Source organism: Sulfitobacter sp. (genome assembly GCF_036961165.1).
GTDB lineage: Bacteria > Pseudomonadota > Alphaproteobacteria > Rhodobacterales > Rhodobacteraceae > Sulfitobacter.
In genome coordinates this window covers 149,503-165,702 of record NZ_JBALVJ010000001.1, presented here as the reverse complement: position 1 = coordinate 165,702, position 16,200 = coordinate 149,503, and the positions used below count along the sequence as shown (strand labels likewise).

General features: G+C 58.0%; 15 protein-coding genes. 5 read left to right on the top strand and 10 right to left on the bottom strand.

The window, feature by feature from the left end; translation table 11 throughout:
* Nucleotides 1-121: 121 nt before the first annotated feature.
* The gene (locus V7730_RS00830) at nucleotides 122-787 is read left to right on the top strand and encodes a helix-turn-helix transcriptional regulator (RefSeq protein ID WP_335745673.1); all 666 of its coding nucleotides are present in this window, start codon (nucleotides 122-124) and stop codon (nucleotides 785-787) included.
* Here the strand turns inward: V7730_RS00830 and V7730_RS00825 are convergent.
* The 6 genes from V7730_RS00825 to V7730_RS00800 all read right to left on the bottom strand — a co-directional run bounded on the left by V7730_RS00825 (nucleotide 784) and on the right by V7730_RS00800 (nucleotide 5,977).
* Nucleotides 784-1,140 carry a Lin0512 family protein gene (locus V7730_RS00825; protein WP_335745672.1) on the bottom strand — a complete coding sequence of 119 codons (357 nt, stop codon included), beginning with the start codon at nucleotides 1,138-1,140 and terminating at the stop codon, nucleotides 784-786. The two genes, V7730_RS00830 and V7730_RS00825, sit on opposite strands and share 4 nt — an antisense overlap.
* The gene (locus V7730_RS00820) at nucleotides 1,137-1,484 is read right to left on the bottom strand and encodes a Lin0512 family protein (protein WP_335745671.1); all 348 of its coding nucleotides are present in this window, start codon (nucleotides 1,482-1,484) and stop codon (nucleotides 1,137-1,139) included. Before V7730_RS00820 ends, V7730_RS00825 begins: the two co-directional genes overlap by 4 nt.
* A gap of 13 nt (nucleotides 1,485-1,497) precedes the next feature.
* Nucleotides 1,498-2,583 (bottom strand): ABC transporter ATP-binding protein, encoded by a 1,086-nt coding sequence (locus V7730_RS00815; RefSeq protein ID WP_335745670.1) that lies wholly within the window; start codon nucleotides 2,581-2,583, stop codon nucleotides 1,498-1,500.
* Nucleotides 2,584-2,621: 38 nt separating this feature from the next.
* On the bottom strand, nucleotides 2,622-3,977 hold the full coding sequence (locus tag V7730_RS00810; RefSeq protein ID WP_335745669.1) for a sodium:proline symporter: 1,356 nt from the start codon (nucleotides 3,975-3,977) through the stop codon (nucleotides 2,622-2,624).
* A 99-nt stretch (nucleotides 3,978-4,076) separates the two neighbouring features.
* Nucleotides 4,077-5,198, bottom strand: a complete 1,122-nt coding sequence (locus V7730_RS00805) for a hypothetical protein (protein WP_335745668.1) — start codon at nucleotides 5,196-5,198, stop codon at nucleotides 4,077-4,079.
* The gene (locus tag V7730_RS00800) at nucleotides 5,198-5,977 is read right to left on the bottom strand and encodes an SDR family oxidoreductase (RefSeq protein ID WP_335745667.1); all 780 of its coding nucleotides are present in this window, start codon (nucleotides 5,975-5,977) and stop codon (nucleotides 5,198-5,200) included. The genes V7730_RS00805 and V7730_RS00800 overlap by 1 nt, the downstream gene beginning before the upstream one ends.
* A gap of 138 nt (nucleotides 5,978-6,115) precedes the next feature.
* Between V7730_RS00800 and V7730_RS00795 the strand changes: the two genes are divergently transcribed.
* The 4 genes from V7730_RS00795 to V7730_RS00780 all read left to right on the top strand — a co-directional run bounded on the left by V7730_RS00795 (nucleotide 6,116) and on the right by V7730_RS00780 (nucleotide 11,474).
* Nucleotides 6,116-7,126, top strand: coding sequence for a Hint domain-containing protein (locus V7730_RS00795; RefSeq protein ID WP_335745666.1), 1,011 nt, complete (start codon nucleotides 6,116-6,118; stop codon nucleotides 7,124-7,126).
* Nucleotides 7,127-7,227: 101 nt separating this feature from the next.
* Nucleotides 7,228-8,847 (top strand): peptide chain release factor 3, encoded by a 1,620-nt coding sequence (locus V7730_RS00790; RefSeq protein ID WP_335745665.1) that lies wholly within the window; start codon nucleotides 7,228-7,230, stop codon nucleotides 8,845-8,847.
* A 1-nt stretch (nucleotide 8,848) separates the two neighbouring features.
* Entirely contained in the window at nucleotides 8,849-9,799 is a 951-nt protein-coding gene (locus V7730_RS00785) for a glycosyltransferase family 2 protein (protein ID WP_335745664.1), read from the top strand.
* Nucleotides 9,800-9,923: 124 nt separating this feature from the next.
* Nucleotides 9,924-11,474, top strand: coding sequence for a DEAD/DEAH box helicase (locus V7730_RS00780; RefSeq protein ID WP_335745663.1), 1,551 nt, complete (start codon nucleotides 9,924-9,926; stop codon nucleotides 11,472-11,474).
* A 73-nt stretch (nucleotides 11,475-11,547) separates the two neighbouring features.
* Here the strand turns inward: V7730_RS00780 and V7730_RS00775 are convergent, their stop codons facing one another.
* Genes V7730_RS00775 through nuoN form a run of 4 tightly spaced genes read right to left on the bottom strand, consistent with a single transcriptional unit; the run spans nucleotide 11,548 to nucleotide 16,199 of the window.
* Nucleotides 11,548-13,215, bottom strand: a complete 1,668-nt coding sequence (locus tag V7730_RS00775) for a ribonuclease J (RefSeq protein WP_335745662.1) — start codon at nucleotides 13,213-13,215, stop codon at nucleotides 11,548-11,550.
* The gene (locus tag V7730_RS00770) at nucleotides 13,212-13,991 is read right to left on the bottom strand and encodes a type III pantothenate kinase (protein WP_335745661.1); all 780 of its coding nucleotides are present in this window, start codon (nucleotides 13,989-13,991) and stop codon (nucleotides 13,212-13,214) included. The genes V7730_RS00775 and V7730_RS00770 overlap by 4 nt, the downstream gene beginning before the upstream one ends.
* An 18-nt stretch (nucleotides 13,992-14,009) precedes the next feature.
* On the bottom strand, nucleotides 14,010-14,744 hold the full coding sequence (locus tag V7730_RS00765; protein ID WP_335745660.1) for a biotin--[acetyl-CoA-carboxylase] ligase: 735 nt from the start codon (nucleotides 14,742-14,744) through the stop codon (nucleotides 14,010-14,012).
* Between the two features lie 15 nt (nucleotides 14,745-14,759).
* Nucleotides 14,760-16,199 (bottom strand): NADH-quinone oxidoreductase subunit NuoN, encoded by a 1,440-nt coding sequence (gene nuoN / locus V7730_RS00760; protein ID WP_335745659.1) that lies wholly within the window; start codon nucleotides 16,197-16,199, stop codon nucleotides 14,760-14,762.
* Nucleotide 16,200 lies beyond the last annotated feature (1 nt).

The following is a 16,200-nucleotide window of genomic DNA, read 5'->3' as shown; positions in this document are numbered from 1 at the left end:
CTGGAATAGCAAACTTGCCGCAGCGCAAAAACGGGAAACAGGTCGGGAATGAACCCATCGGACCTGAACTAGTGCATTTTTGCGTCTTGTTCGCCCCTACTGACAGGTTTATGTCAGTTTCATGTCCCGTTCCGACCGCCTTTTCGAGATCCTCACATTGTTGCGTGATGGAGAACTGCATACCGCGCAGGCATTAGCCACGCGTTTGGGCGTGTCTCAACGAACCCTTTACCGCGATATGGAAAAGCTGGTGGCGTCCGGCGTGCCGCTTACTGGCACACGTGGCACAGGCTACCACCTGAGCCCCGCGATCACCCTGCCTCCGCTGACCCTGACACCGTCAGAGATGGAGGCACTGGATCTTGGCCTCGCGATTGCGGCGGAAGTAGCTGATCCGGAGATGCGCGTCGCCGCCAACAGCCTTGCGGATAAACTGGACGCAATACTGCCGCAAACCGCTGTGGCACAAGCAGATGCTTGGAAATTCGCCGCATCCCCCTTTGCCGATGCCGCCCGCGGGTTTGCCCAGATTCCGACCCTGCGCGCCGCAATCAAGGCGCGGCAAAAGTTGCGGATCACCTATACGTCGAAGGATGGCGATGTGACCTCGCGCACCATCCGCCCGCTGCATCTGGAATATTGGAACCGTATCTGGACGTTGACTGCATGGTGCGAGTGGCGCGGCGCGCACCGTGTCTTCAGGCTCGACCTCATCAACACCGCAGAGGCACTGCCGGAATTATTCACCGACGAATCCGGCACGATGCTGGCGGATTACAGGCCCTAGTCTTTAAGCACCCAATCGCTTTGCACAGGCAAGAAGGCTTCGACACTGGCCTGTGCAACGACGATCGTCTCACCGTTTGACGGCACATTCAGCCCCCCGTGTACCGCGCGCACCTCAGCACGCCCACGCGGCAGGGTTGCCCGCAGCGCCTCAAGATCAAGCGCATCTGGCTCCTGCACCGCCACCGTCACCTGCACCCGCATCGCGTCATGGGGCAGCTCAAGCACGCCGAAGATCGGCAAGGAGGAATGGCGGAACGCATCTTCGATCGCACGTTTTGCGGCTTTGGTGTAATCCATGCCGTGCAGGTCATTGCCCATGCCCATTTCAATGATCAGCCGTTGTTCGGTCATGAGCGTTTCTCCATGTCAAAGCCAACGGACAAGGCCACATTGGCCATGATGGTGGGGTTTCCAGTACCTTCGGGGCGCGGTACATCAAGGCCGCCTTTAGTCACGTTGACCGTAACATGTCCGTAAGGGAAAACCGCGCTCAGCGCCTCGGCGTCCACCTCTTCGGGCTTTTGCACGCCCACATCCAGCGTGATGCGCATGTCTTCTTTATCAAAGCCAAAAAGCTCTGCCAGATTGATCGAGTTATGCCACAAAGCGTCCTGCACTGCGCGCTTGGCTGCTTGCGTATAGTCACCCCGCCGCAGCGAGGTGCCCATACCGAATTCTACCAGAAGCTTTTGCATCACGCTGTTTCCTTTAATTCTCGGCCGGAAAGACAAAACACTTATCCCGCCGGATTGTCAGCCACATCACCGTGCCCGCACTGGGCATAAACACATTGGGCACGGTTGCTTTCAGAACCGTATCATCGTGGTCCATCCGAAATTCTACGAGGCTCTCGTTGCCCATAAAACGCGCCCGCTCCACCACGGCACGGGCGGGTGTGCCATCGGCGGCGGTAGGTAGCGGGCCTTTTCCGGCACGGTCAAAATCAATGCGCACATGCTGGGGCCGGAACACGATATCTACTTCGGTGCCATCGGGGAATCCGGGTGCCAGAAAGCGGCCAAACGCCGTATGGGCCAGCGCGCCCGTTACTTTGGCCTGCAACACATTCGCATCAGAGAAGAACGACACCGCCGCGCGGTCAACAGGGCGAGTGTAGACGTTATAGGGTGCGCCCTGCTGCACAATTTTGCCGTCACGCATTAACGCGATCTCATCTGCCATGCGCATCGCCTCATCCGGCTCATGCGTGACCAGCAATACGGCAGTGTCTTCTTCTATGAGGATGCTCAGCGTTTCATCGCGGATACCGTCGCGCAGACGGTTATCAAGACCAGAGAACGGCTCATCCATCAGCATGATGCGCGGACGCGGGGCCAGCGCACGCGCCAGCGCCACACGCTGTTGCTCGCCACCGGACAGCTGGTGCGGGTAACCGTCGATGAACCGTTTCAGGTCCACCCGCTCCATCAGCTCTTCGACCCGCGCGCGTTTCTCTGCCTTTGAGCCGCGCAAACCATAGGCCACGTTGCCAGCCACACTCAAATGCGGAAACAGGGCAAAATCCTGAAACATCAGGCCAATCTCGCGTCGCTCGGGCGGGACGCGAAAGACCGTGTCGCAGATCAGCTTGCCGTCCACGTGGATGGTGCCGCTGTCCTGCATCTCGACGCCTGCGATCATCCGCAAGGTTGTGGACTTGCCGCAGCCCGACGGCCCCAGCAGACAGGTCACCTGCCCCGGCATGATTTGCAGGCTCACGTCATCCACCACTGCGCGGCCGTCAAAGCTGCGGCGCAGATTGCGGATTTCCAAACGCGGGGTTTTGGGCTGCATGACTGGCTTATCCGATCATTTCTATCGGGTAGCTGCTATCAGCGCCGGAGCGCCCCTGCAAGCACCGCTGCAAAACCAGTAACAAGGACGACAATGCAGATTACCAACAGCTGCTCATACTTGTGTCCCTCATAAAGCCACGGCGTGACGATATTCCAATCGCGCGCGAAATAAATAAACGCCCCAGCCATCGCCGCACCAAAAGCCACCAGATAGGCCCAAAGCGCTACAGGCCGCCCCAACACCAGCCCCACAACCAACACCGGCGTCAAGAACATAGAGGCCGTGCCGCTAACCGCCACAGCGTCAAACAGGGTCGCATTGCCCCACAACGTCAGCAACGTGCCGACCAGCATAAACACCACCATTACCAGCCGCCCCGCCAGCAGCGTACGTGGCAATCCGCCTTCCTCTACCACCAGTCGCGCAGCAGAACTGAGCGCGGAATCAAGCGTGCTAAGCGCGGAAACCAGAAGCGAGATCATCAGCAGCATGAATACCCACGATGGAAACATCGTGTCCCAAGTGCCGATCAGCTCTCCCTCATATGTGGCACCTGCCAGTGCAGCTTGAATGCCGAAAAAGCCAAAGCCGATGATGCAGAGCGTGCTGATCCAGAAAGCATGCAAGAAAGACGCGCGCGTGGTGGCGCGATCCGCGATGAAACCGCGGTCCATCATCACAGGATCATGGGCCGGATAGCTGAATACCTGAAGCGCTGCCACGGCCAACAAAATCCACCCGTTATAGCTGCCAGCCGTGCCTTGGGCCGTAATCACCGCCACCAGATCAAAGGACGGCGCAGTTACCAACGCCACAAAGGCCACTCCAAAGACCATCAGAAAAACCAACATCTGCACCACATCCGTGCGCAGCGCCGCACTTAACCCGCCCCACGCGGAGTAGGCCAAGCCCAGCAGCGCCACGATCCAGATCGCGGTGGTCCCACTACCTTCTAGTACAGCGTTGAAGATCAGCCCGACGACGACCAAATTGGCAAAGACCTCTGACAGCAGCCGCAGTGCAATCACGAAGTTATAGCAGCCGTTGCCAACGCCGCCAAAGCGCGCGCCAAGCCAGTCTTGCACCGATACGGCCCCACTTTCGCGCAGGCGGTCCACAATAAAGCCTCCCGTCAGAAACGAGGCGTAATAGCACGCATAGGCCAGCGTTCCCGCGATGCCGTAGTAGTAGCCCAAGATCGCAGCATTCATCAGGCTGCGTGCGAAAATCCACGTTGTCACCTGACTAAGAACCAGCACCCAAAGCCCGGGCGCACGGCCCTGCGCTCCCTGCCCGCCAAAGAACCCTTCAACGCTCGCACGGCGCGGGGCGGCCAAAAGCGAAGCGGCGATGATGAAACCAAATACGACGATCAGGATAACAGGATGCATGGCACTACTCTCTGAATCACAACATGACGCATGGCTACGACACGCCCCGCAAACGGGCTATCCCAAAACGATCCAGTTGTCAGATATGTGAAGGGCGTTTCAATCCGTCAGATGGAATTCTGCAAAGGCAACATCGCGGCCATTGACCTGCACGGTGATGCTATGGGCGCCTGTATTCAGGGTGAATGTGGTGGCAGCCGCTTTGAACGGATGCCTTTTGACCAACCTAAGAGGCGTGCCCACGTCCACCTTGGCGGTTCTAAGCTTAAAGACCTTTTCTGTCGTTTTGCCAGAGGCGTGGGCAAAGCTGATCCTGTAGTCCACCAGCACGGGGATATCCGCCTCGCTCACCAGCTCGATCTCGAATTCAAGCGCGCTGCCGATGGGAACGCTGTCTTGGCTCAGCATGACCCGCGCGGTCACTGGCGCATCGGGATAATAGCCAAGGGCCGCCATCGCACCGTTATGGCCTTGCTTTATCAAGGTGCGCAAAGCGTGCCGCGTCATCCAGTCCAGCTCTTTCGCGGTTTGCCTACCCTCAGTACGCCAAGCCGCAAGGCGCTCGATTACCTGCTCCGGCACGATCTTGCTTAGGTCATTGAGGTGATTGGCGACCGAACGCGTCACAAAGCGCGCAGGGTCAGCATAGAGCATATCAAGCAGCGGCAAGGTTTGTTCCGGCACCAGGCAGATGCCCTGCGCCCATGGCAGACGTGGGCGTGTCCCCTCGCTGACCAATCGGCGCACGTGGTAATTGTCATCACGCGCCCAAAGCGCCAATTCCGCCAGCGTCTCTTCAGGCCAACGGTTCAGGAAGGCGCGGATGTAGAACTCCATGGAAAACCGCTGTGTCGCTTCATACAGCAGCGCCATTGCGCGCCCGCGGTGATCCTCCAGCCCGTGGCGTACAGCCAAGATACCGGGCAACGCATGGATGAAGTGCCCGAAGTCATCGTCAGTCTTTGAAGGGTCAAGCCGAGGCGGAAGTGCCTCATGCAATTGCGCCGCCATAGCGGGAAAATCAGCGGCGAGCTGATCTTCGAGGCAATCCGCCATCCACCCCATTCGCGCCATCAACTCGCGCTCGGGAAAGCCGTCCATCGCATCCGCGGCAAAGCTGTCCGCGTCGAAATCCGGCAGTGCGGCGGCAAACTCTGCGGCCAGCTGCCCAACGCTTGCGGCGTTGAACAGCTGGTCTTTCAACAGAAACTTCTCTGCCATTACATCGTCAGGTTGGTTGCACCACCGTCAAGCAGGATCGACTGCCCCACGATAAAACCTGCATGCTTCGAGCACAGGAAGGCACACGCCGCGCCAAACTCGTCCCGCGTGCCATAGCGGCCGGCGGGAATACCTGCGGAACGCTCGGCGCGTGCCACATCCAACGAAATGTTACGCGCAGCAACAACGGCACCGTCCAGGGCATCAGCGCGGTCGGTTGCATGGATGCCGGGCAGCAGGTTGTTAATAGTCACGCCCTTGCCAGCAACCTGACGGCTGGTGCCCGCCACATAGCCTGTCAGTCCCGTGCGCGCCGAGTTGCTGAGCCCCAGCACTCCGATCGGCGCACGCACCGATTGCGACGTGATGTTGACTACGCGGCCCCAGCCCTTTTCCATCATGGCAGGCACCAGCGCTTTGATCAGCGCAATGGGCGCCAGCATGTTGGCATCCAACGCCTTGATGAAATCTTCGCGGTCCCAGTCTGTCCACATGCCGGGAGGTGGGCCACCAGCGTTGTTGATCAGAACATCAATGCCTTGCGCGGCCTCAATCACTGCCGCTTGGCCTTCTTGCGTTGCCACATCGGCGACAACGGTCGTGATATTCACGCCATATGTGCTGCGCAGACGCTCTGCCGATGCTTCCAATGCATCAGCGCCACGGGCGTTCATAATCAGGTCAACACCAGCTGCCGCCAAATGCTCGGCACAGCCAAGGCCCAAGCCTTTGGATGACGCACAAACCAGTGCTTTTTTGCCTTTGATCCCAAGATCCATAATTTCTCTCCCTGAATGTTTCGCCCAGTGCTATCGCAGCCCGCACGGCTGTGCCAGCAAAACACCGCCAGATTGACCGCACACTGCCATAATTCTAATGTAGTAGAAAATAAAACCAGAGGTCAAAAAGGCTCTCACATGTCCACAGGCTCCCTTTCGTCCCAAAGCGCACCAGTATTTGTCGCGAATCAATTCCGCGCGACTGATGGCGCCAATATGGGTGATCCGCTTTCCTTCGCGAGCGAGCTCATTCTGGACGACGTCTATGAGCTGGAATTCGGGGCCGAGCCTGCCCGCCTGTCGCTGATTGCCCGCGACGATGCCAGTTTTGCCATTGGTATGGATACGAAGATTGGCACCCCCGGTGCTATTGTCCACCTTGATAGCGCGCTCATGTTTATGTCGCCGGATGGCAGCATCAACGATACCATTTTGCTGGTCGAGGTGGATGAGCAAGGCGACGTAGCCCAAATCTACCTGCTGCCTTTCACCGCTCTTGGACCCAGTGTCGAATACCGCCTTGTCGGGATCGACCGCGAGACGGCTCACACGAAATTCGCGCAGGTGGCTTGCGTCAGCTTTACCCGTGGCACCCACATTACGCTGGCTTCCGGCGAACAGTGCCCTGTCGAAAACCTGAAGATCGGCGACCGTATTCTGACCCGCGATCAGGGCGTCCAAACTCTGCGCTGGATCGGAACGTCGACAACCCGCGCGGTTGGAGATTTTGCTCCGATCCGCATTGCAGAAGGTACGCTCAACAACAGCGCCGATCTATTGGTTAGCCCCGACCACAGGCTGTTCATCTACCAGCGTACCGATGAACTGGGTGCCGGTCGCGCAGAGCTGTTGGTCAAGGCGCGGCATCTGGTCAATGGCAGCACTGTCAAAGTGGCTGAAGGCGGTTTTGTCGATTACTTCCAGCTTTTGTTCGACAGCCACCAGATCATCTATGCAGAAGGCATTGCTGCAGAATCCATGCTGATCGACAGCCGCACACGCCCAGTTTTGCCGCATGATCTTTCCCAAAGCCTTGGACTTCACGTGCCCGGTCACTCTGATCTGCCGCACGCAGGACTGGATGTCAGCGAAGGGTTGTTGAAACGCCCCGATGCGGCGGACCTGCTGAAAAAGGCTTCCGGGCGCTGAGGCTTGCCTTGACGCGTATGTAGGGTATGTGTAGCGCCCAAACGCCGAGAGTGGCTTTGTCATCAAGCCATCCCTAAAAAACATTAGGAACACGCCTTAACATGCTGGATAACCAAAATAATCGCCCTGCACTTCCTGCAGAAATTGCGCGGCGGCGTACATTTGCGATCATCAGCCACCCTGACGCCGGCAAGACAACGCTGACGGAAAAGTTCCTGTTGTTCGGTGGTGCGATCCAGATGGCGGGCCAGGTGCGCGCCAAAGGCGAAGCGCGGCGCACCCGCTCTGACTTTATGGCAATGGAGAAAGACCGGGGCATTTCCGTCTCGGCGTCCGCCATGTCGTTTGATTTTCAGGGTCGAGACAAAAACTACCGTTTCAATCTGGTCGACACCCCCGGTCACTCCGACTTCTCGGAAGATACCTACCGCACCCTGACAGCTGTGGATGCGGCCGTGATGGTGATCGACGGCGCGAAGGGCGTGGAAAGCCAGACACAAAAGCTGTTCGAGGTCTGCCGCATGCGCGACCTGCCGATCCTGACCTTCTGTAACAAGATGGACCGTGAAAGCCGCGATGTGTTCGAGATCATCGACGAAATCCAGCAAAACCTTGCGATTGATGTAACGCCTGCCAGCTGGCCTATCGGTGTAGGCCGCGATTTTGTCGGCTGCTATGACATCCTGCGCGACCGGCTGGAACTGATGGACCGCGCGGACCGCAACAAGGTTGCCGAAAGCATCAAGATCGAAGGTCTGGATGATCCAAAGCTGGCTGAGCATGTGCCCGCCAACCTTCTGGAAAAGCTCAAAGAAGACCTTGAGATGGTGCGCGAACTCATGCCGCCGCTGGATGCGGAGCTGATGGCCGAAGGCTCGCTCACCCCGATCTGGTTCGGCTCAGCGATCAATAGTTTTGGTGTCAAGGAATTGATGGACGGCATCGCCATGTTCGGTCCCGAACCGCAAATACAAAAGGCCGAGCCACGCCAGATCCTGCCCGAGGAAAAAAACGTGACCGGCTTTGTATTCAAGGTACAGGCCAATATGGACCCCAAGCACCGCGACCGCGTGGCGTTCGTCCGGCTTGCGTCAGGACATTTTGAACGGGGTATGAAACTGACCCACGTTCGTAGCAAGAAGGTGATGACCATCGCCAGCCCCGTGATGTTTCTGGCCGCCGACCGTGAACTGGCAGAGGAAGCATGGGCCGGTGACATCATCGGCATTCCAAACCACGGACAACTACGCATCGGCGATACGTTGACCGAAGGCGAATCGCTGCGCGTAACGGGCATCCCCTCATTCGCGCCTGAGCTACTGCAAGGTGTGCGCGCGGGCGATCCGCTGAAATCCAAACATTTGGAAAAAGCGCTGATGCAGTTTGCCGAAGAAGGTGCTGCCAAAGTGTTCAAACCGTCCATCGGTTCCGGCTTTGTTGTGGGCGTTGTGGGCCAGTTGCAGTTCGAAGTGCTCGCCAGCCGGATCGAGCTGGAATACGGCCTGCCCGTGCGCTTTGAGCAGTCCCAGTTCACCTCGGCGCGCTGGGTTAATGGTCCTAAGGCTGCGGTGGATAAATTCATGGAAGCCAACAAGCAGCACATCGCCCATGACCATGACGGCGATGTTGTCTATCTGACGCGGCTGCAGTGGGACATCGACCGCGTTGACCGCGACTATCCAGACGTCAAACTGACCGCCACCAAAGAGATGATGGTATAGCATGACCACTTGGGGCATTGTCGCAACGATCAAGGCCGATACGGCCCCGATCCTGCGCTTTGTTGCCTACCACCTCGAATTGGGTGCACAACGTATCTACATTTACCTAGATGCCCCCAATCCGGAGGCGCAAGAAGTCTTGCGCAACCACCCAAAATGCCGCGTGATCCGTTGCGATGACGGGTATTGGAAGCGTCACAACGGCTCCCGCCCCGACATGCACCAGCCGCGCCAGACCTTTAACGCCACCCGCGCCTACACCAAGGCGCATGAGGTTGATTGGTTGATGCATATGGATGTGGACGAATTTCTAGTGAGTGAGGGACAGGTGGCTTCCCATCTTGGCGCCCTGCCCGAAACAATTAAATGCGCGCGCGCGCGGCCGATGGAGCTGTTGGCAGGCGGTGATCCCCAGAAGGACGCCGCCTTCAAGACTTTCATTCCCGCGGGCCGCAGCCGCGAACAAATCGTCTCAGCCCTTTACCCGACCTTCGGTGAGCACCTCAAAGGCGGGTTCCTCAGCCACATCGCCGGCAAGGTTTTCGTCCGCACAGGCATTGAGGGGATCAAATTCCGGATCCACAACGCCTTCCTCAAGGGAGAGACGAATCCGGACCACCTAGAGATGCCCAAGGTTAAGCTCGCCCATTTTCACGCGACAGACTGGGACACGTGGCACAGTCACTTCGCCTACCGATTCCGCGAAGGATCATACCGGGCCGATCTGGGCCCTGCGCGCAGTCGTGAACGCGGTGGCATCACCACACACGAGCTGTTCACCCTGATCCAGCAGGAAGAAGATGAAGCCGGTCTGCGCCAGTTCTTTGAAGAAGTGTGCGCTGATACCCCGTCCCTGCGCGACCGGCTGGAAACCCGCGGCCTTCTGCACCAGATGACTTTCCAATTTGACACAGATCTCGCTAAACATTTCCCAAACTTCGCAAATATTTGACGCTCCGCTCACAAGTTGGTATGCGCACCTCAGATATGTCGCGGCTAATGCCGCCATTAGAGCCATGCTGGCTGACGTAGACGCTGCAGCGGGCCAAATGAGTGTCCGCAACTAACGGATACACATGACAAAATTTACTGATCTGAACCTGAACACCAAGGTGCTCAAAGCCATTGAAGAAGCGGGCTACGACAGCCCTACCCCGATTCAGGCAGGCGCCATACCGCCCGCTCTTTTGGGACGTGACGTTCTGGGCATTGCCCAAACGGGTACAGGCAAAACCGCCAGCTTCGTGCTGCCGATGATTACCTTGCTGGCCCGTGGCCGCGCCCGTGCGCGCATGCCACGCAGCCTCGTGCTTTGCCCGACGCGCGAACTGGCCGCACAGGTAGCCGAAAACTTTGACACCTATGCCAAGCACCTCAAGCTGACAAAGGCACTGCTGATTGGCGGCGTTTCCTTCAAGGAGCAGGACAAGCTGATCGACAAAGGCGTCGATGTTCTCATCGCCACTCCCGGTCGCCTGCTTGACCACCATGAGCGCGGCAAACTGATCCTGACAGACGTCAAAGTCATGGTCGTGGACGAGGCTGACCGGATGCTCGATATGGGCTTTATCCCCGATATCGAGCGCATCTTCGGCCTGACACCCTTCACCCGTCAGACGCTGTTCTTCTCCGCCACCATGGCACCAGAGATCGAGCGAATCACCAACACCTTCCTCAGCAACCCTGAGCGCGTGGAAGTCGCCCGTCAGGCGACAACGTCCGAGAACATCACGCAAGGCGTGGTGATGTTCAAAGCGTCCCGCAAAGAGCGCGAATCGACTGAAAAGCGGGCCCTGCTGCGCGCGCTGATCGACGCCGAGGGCGATAAATGCACAAATGCGATCATCTTCTGCAACCGGAAGATGGACGTGGATGCCGTTGCCAAGTCTTTGAAGAAACACAACTATGACGCGGCACCGATCCACGGCGATCTGGACCAGAGCCAGCGCACGCGCACGCTTGACGGGTTCCGCGCAGGCGATCTTCGCTTCCTCGTGGCCTCTGATGTGGCCGCACGCGGACTGGATGTGCCTGCGGTAAGCCACGTGTTTAACTTCGACGTGCCCAGCCATGCGGAAGACTATGTGCACCGTATCGGGCGCACGGGCCGTGCTGGCCGCGATGGCAAAGCCATCATGATCTGCGTTCCGCGCGACGAAAAGAACTTCGAGAACGTCGAACGCCTCGTTCAGAAAGAAATTCCGCGTTTGGACAACCCGCTTGGCGGCAACTCATCAAAAGAGGAGACGGGGAAGCCGAGCGAGGACACCGTTGAGACCGCCCCCGCAGAAAAGCCGAAGCGTAGCCGCTCACGCAGCCGCAAGACGAGCGACACGCCCAAGCCGGTAGAGGCAACGACGACGCCGGAAAAGGCGACGGAAAAAGTACCAAAGGCTGCCGTTGTCAAAACGGCAGAGACACAGGCCCCTGAAAAGAAGGCCGAAGCGCCAGCAGAAGAACAGAAGTCCGACAGCTCTGATCGCCACAATTCGCGGTCGCGGGGCGGCAGCCCACGCAACAACGATCGCCGCGACGACAACCGCAACAGCGGCAACAGAGTGGTTGGTCTGGGCGATCACACCCCCACCTTCATTGAGCTGAGCTTTGCGGATCGTCCCAAAGATTAAGCCGAAGCTGACGTGGAATAAAAAAAGCCCCGCAGATACTGCGGGGCTTTTTCGTATTCTGCTGTGTGCAGGGTCAGCTCAGACGGCTGACCACCACAGTTACTTCGGGCTTCTTGCCGATCTCGTTCTGTGCAGACTGGCGCGCAGCCTTGCGCAGGCCGTCATCCAGCGCTTTGTCATCGCGCAGGGTCTTGGCCCCTGCCCGTCCGAGCCACTGGCTCAGGTCCTGCTCGACCACATCAATTAATGGCGCGTTGCTGACACCTGTATCAGGCAGGCCCATCGTATCGACCCACGGATCACCCAAAGGCTCGTCCTGCTCATCCATGAGCACGGTAACGGTCATGTGCCCGTTGAGCGCCATGCGGATACGGTCCCGCACCACGCCATCCAGCGCGCCAATTTGGACAGAGCCATCGATATAGGTCCGGCCAGTCTCAACATACTCGGCCACTTTTGGCGTGTTGCCGGACAGATCGATCATCATGCCGTTCACGGCCAGCACACCCTTGATACCCTTGGCGTCAGCAATTTTGACATGCTCACGCAGGTGGCGGTGTTCTCCGTGCATCGGGATCACAACCTGCGGCTTCAGCACGTCATGCAGCGTCTCGATGTCGGGACGGTTGGCGTGACCGGACACGTGGTATTTGCCCGAGCTGTCGTCAACAACATCCACACCCATTTCAGAGAACTGGTTGATGATGCGGATCACGCCGCGTTCGTTTCCAGGGATGGTCTTGGACGAAAAGAGGAACATATCCCCTTCCTGCATCTGCAACCCCATGTATTTGCCGCGCGCCAACTGCGCTGATGCAGCACGGCGTTCGCCTTGGCTACCGGTTACCAGCAACAACAGGTTTTCGCGCGGCACGTCACGCGCCTGCTCTGGGCTGATGGTTGGCGGGAAGTCAGTCAAAACGCCAGTTTCAACCGATGCCTCGATCATCCGCTTCATCGCCCGGCCCAAAAGCACAACCGAACGGCCAGCTTTCTGCCCCGCCACAGCAAGCGTTTTCACACGCGCCACGTTGGAGGCAAATGTTGTTGCAACCACCATACCGGATGCGCCTTGCACCAGTTCGGTAATCACATCTGGCAAAGTCGCTTCGGAGCGGCCGGGGTTTGGGCTAAACACGTTTGTGCTATCACAGACCAACGCCTTGATGCCGCCTTTAGCAATCTCTTTGAAAGCTGCGGGATCAAACGGCTCGCCGACACCCGGTGTCAGGTCAACTTTGAAATCGCCAGAGTGCACAATACGGCCCGCAGGCGTATCAATCACCAAAGCAGAGCTTTCGGGGATCGAGTGGGAAATCGGCTGAAAGCCAACCTTGAACGGGCCCGCTTCGACCTGATGGGGGAAGGTCCCCACGATGCGCACGGCGTCATCAGGATGGTTGTATTCGGCCATCTTGCGTTTTGCGATATTGGCCGTGAATTTGCGCGCATAGATCGGCGCTTCCAAACGGTCATAGGTATGCGCAATGCCGCCGACGTGGTCTTCGTGCGCGTGGGTGACAAAAACTGCTTCGATGCGGTCTTTGCGCTGCACAAGCCAGTCGATGTCGGCAATAATCAGGTCTACACCCGGGCTTGAGTCCATGTCCGGAAAGGCCACGCCGATATCCACGACAATCAGTCGTTCTTTATCGGGCTTGCCGTAGCCGTAAACATAGGCATTCATGCCAATTTCACCCGCCCCGCCAAGGGGAAGGTAGATCAATCTTTCGCTGCTCATTGAGTCGCTAATTCCTTATTATATTTATGTATCACGGTCAGGCCGTGCATTGTCAGATCATCTTGATATTCGTCAAAGAGGGCTTCGGCCTGCTGAAACAGCGGCGCGAGCCCGCCGGTGGAGATGACGCGCATGTCGCGTCCGCGCTCCGCCTTTATTCGCGCACATATCTCACGTACGAGGCCGATATAACCCCAAAAAACCCCAGACTGCATACAAGCCACAGTATTGGTGCCTACCACACAGGTCGGCTGGCTGATGTCGATGTGTGGCAAAGCGGCTGCCGCATTGTGCAGCGCCTCAAGGCTCAGGTTCACACCGGGTGCGATCACCCCGCCTACATAAGCCCCGTCCGCAGCGACCACGTCAAAGGTCGTCGCCGTACCAAAATCCACAACGATCAAGTCTCCACCATATAGATCGTACCCCGCAACCGTATTTACAAGGCGGTCAGGCCCAACAGCTGTGCCTGCGTCTACCCGAACATCCACTGGCAGGATACATTCCGGCTTGCCCACCACCAGTGGACGGGTGCTGAAATAGCGATCCGCAAGCACCCGCAGGTTCCACACAACACGCGGCACTGTGGAGGAGATAATCATATCGGTTATTTGCGCATCTATATCCTGCAACTTCATCAGCGTGCTGAGCCAGACATAGTACTGGTCCGCCGTCCGCTTCCAATCAGTTGCGGTTCGCCACGTCGCAATGAACTCGGACCCGTCCCAAATGGAAAACACGGTGTTGGTATTGCCGCAATCAATCGCCAAGAGCATAGGATGCCCTCCTGAGAGTTAAAAATAGACATCCGCCGCTGTGATCGCCACGGCCCCTTTCGGGGTGCGCAAAATGAGGTTACCCGATGCATCCACATCTTCAAAGACACCAACGGTTTCGTCCCGCATGGTACGTGCCCTTACCACTTCGCCAATCCGCGCTGCACGAGAGAGCCACGCCGTGCGTATCGGTGAAAATCCATAGGTGGTGAATTGTGCTTCAATCCGCGCGTAAGCCGCCGCAAGAGCATCAAGGAAGACCTCCGGGGCAACGCTCACCCCTGTCTCTCCGAGCACGCTCACCGGCGTCACAGCGCCTTGTTCGACCTGTTCGGGTGTCGGTGCATGCGCGAGGTTAACACCAATCCCTATGACCAGATTGGATCCAAGCGATTCTAGCAGGATACCGGCAACCTTGCCGCCATTGAGAAGGACATCGTTGGGCCATTTTAGCGCGAAAGCATCCGCTTGCCCCGTGACTTCTATAAATGCCTCATAAAGGGCAAGGCTGGCTACAAAGCTGCGCAGGGCAGCATCTGCGGGGCTGCCCCTCATCCGCATAATCAGCGTGCCTGCGAAATTGCCCCGAGGGGTCGACCACGCCCGCCCGCGCCTACCGCGCGCTGCAGTCTGCTCTTGGGCAAGGATCCAAGCGGGCCCTTGAAGGCCGGGCGCCATGCGCGCGGCCTCCGACAAGGTGGAATCCAGCGTGTCGAAGACATGCCGTGTATATCCGTGAGGCCACTCGGCCATCAGCCAGCGTACCGGTTACTGAACAAGAGTCGCCGCCGCCAATGCTGCGGCACCTTCGACGCCGAACATGTTGATGATACCCACCACCATGATCACCGCAGAAGCGATCAGGAAACCGCCCAGCAGACCGCCACGGTTCTGGTCAAGCGCGTCTAATTTATTCTCACCAAAGTACATGAAGAACACGATCCGCAGGTAATAGAAGGCACCGATCACGGACGCGATCACACCGGCAATCGCCAGCCATGCCAGGCCGCCTTCGTAGGCCGCCCGCAGAACGTAGAGCTTACCGAAAAAGCCAAGGAACGGTGGAGCACCTGCAAGGCTGAACAACAGTACCAGCAGCGCAAAGGCGCGGCCCGGATGGCTTTTTGAATACATGTTCAGCGATGAAATATCGACAACAGGTGCGCCGTCTTTTTCCATCAGCAGGATGAATGCGAAGACACCGATGTTCATTGTGACATAGATCGCCATGTAAACCAGCATGGCCTGTACGCCAAAGGCGGTACCGGCGGCAACACCCATCAGGGCGTAGCCCATGTGCGCGATGGAAGAGTAGGCCATCAGACGCTTGATGTTGGTCTGCCCGATTGCCGCTACAGCGCCAAGGAACATCGACAGCACAGACAGCAGCGCAACAATCTGGCTCCAGTCGCTGACGGCGTTGCCAAATGCGTCATGCAGCACGCGGGCAAACAGAGCCATCGCAGCCACTTTGGGCGCAGTCGCAAAGAACGCTGTGACCGGTGTGGGCGAGCCTTCGTATACATCCGGTGTCCACATGTGGAACGGAACCGCAGAAACTTTGAAAGCCATGCCAGAGATCAGGAACACGATACCAAACAGCAGACCAACTGTGGTCTCCCCCGCCTGTGCTGTGGTGATGATGCCAGAGAACAGCGTGGTACCTGCGTAACCATATACCAGCGACGCGCCATAGAGCAGCAGACCGGACGACAAAGCACCCAGCACGAAATACTTAAGACCGGCTTCGGTCGATTTGATGCTGTCGCGACGCAGGGATGCAACAACATAAAGCGCCAGAGACTGAAGCTCCAACCCCATGTAAAGTACCATCAGATCACCGGCGGAGACCATCACCATCATGCCGACCGCACTCAGCGCGACCAGAATAGGATATTCAAACCGCAGCAGGCCGCGCGCTTTCATATAGCCTTCCGACATCACAAGCACACAGGCAGCCGAGATCAGGATCACGACCTTCGCGAAACGCGCAAAGCCGTCATTGATGAACATGCCATTGAACGATTCCACCGTGGTGGAAGAACTGGCCGAAACCATCAGGGCAAGAACCACCATCACTGCGGCGATGACCCAGAGCAACGGACGCGCAATGGCATCCTTGCCGCCATAGGCGCCTGCCAAGAGGCCCGCTATCGCTGTGCCGGCAAGGATGGTTTCGGGCAGGATCTGGAGGATATCATTCATCATG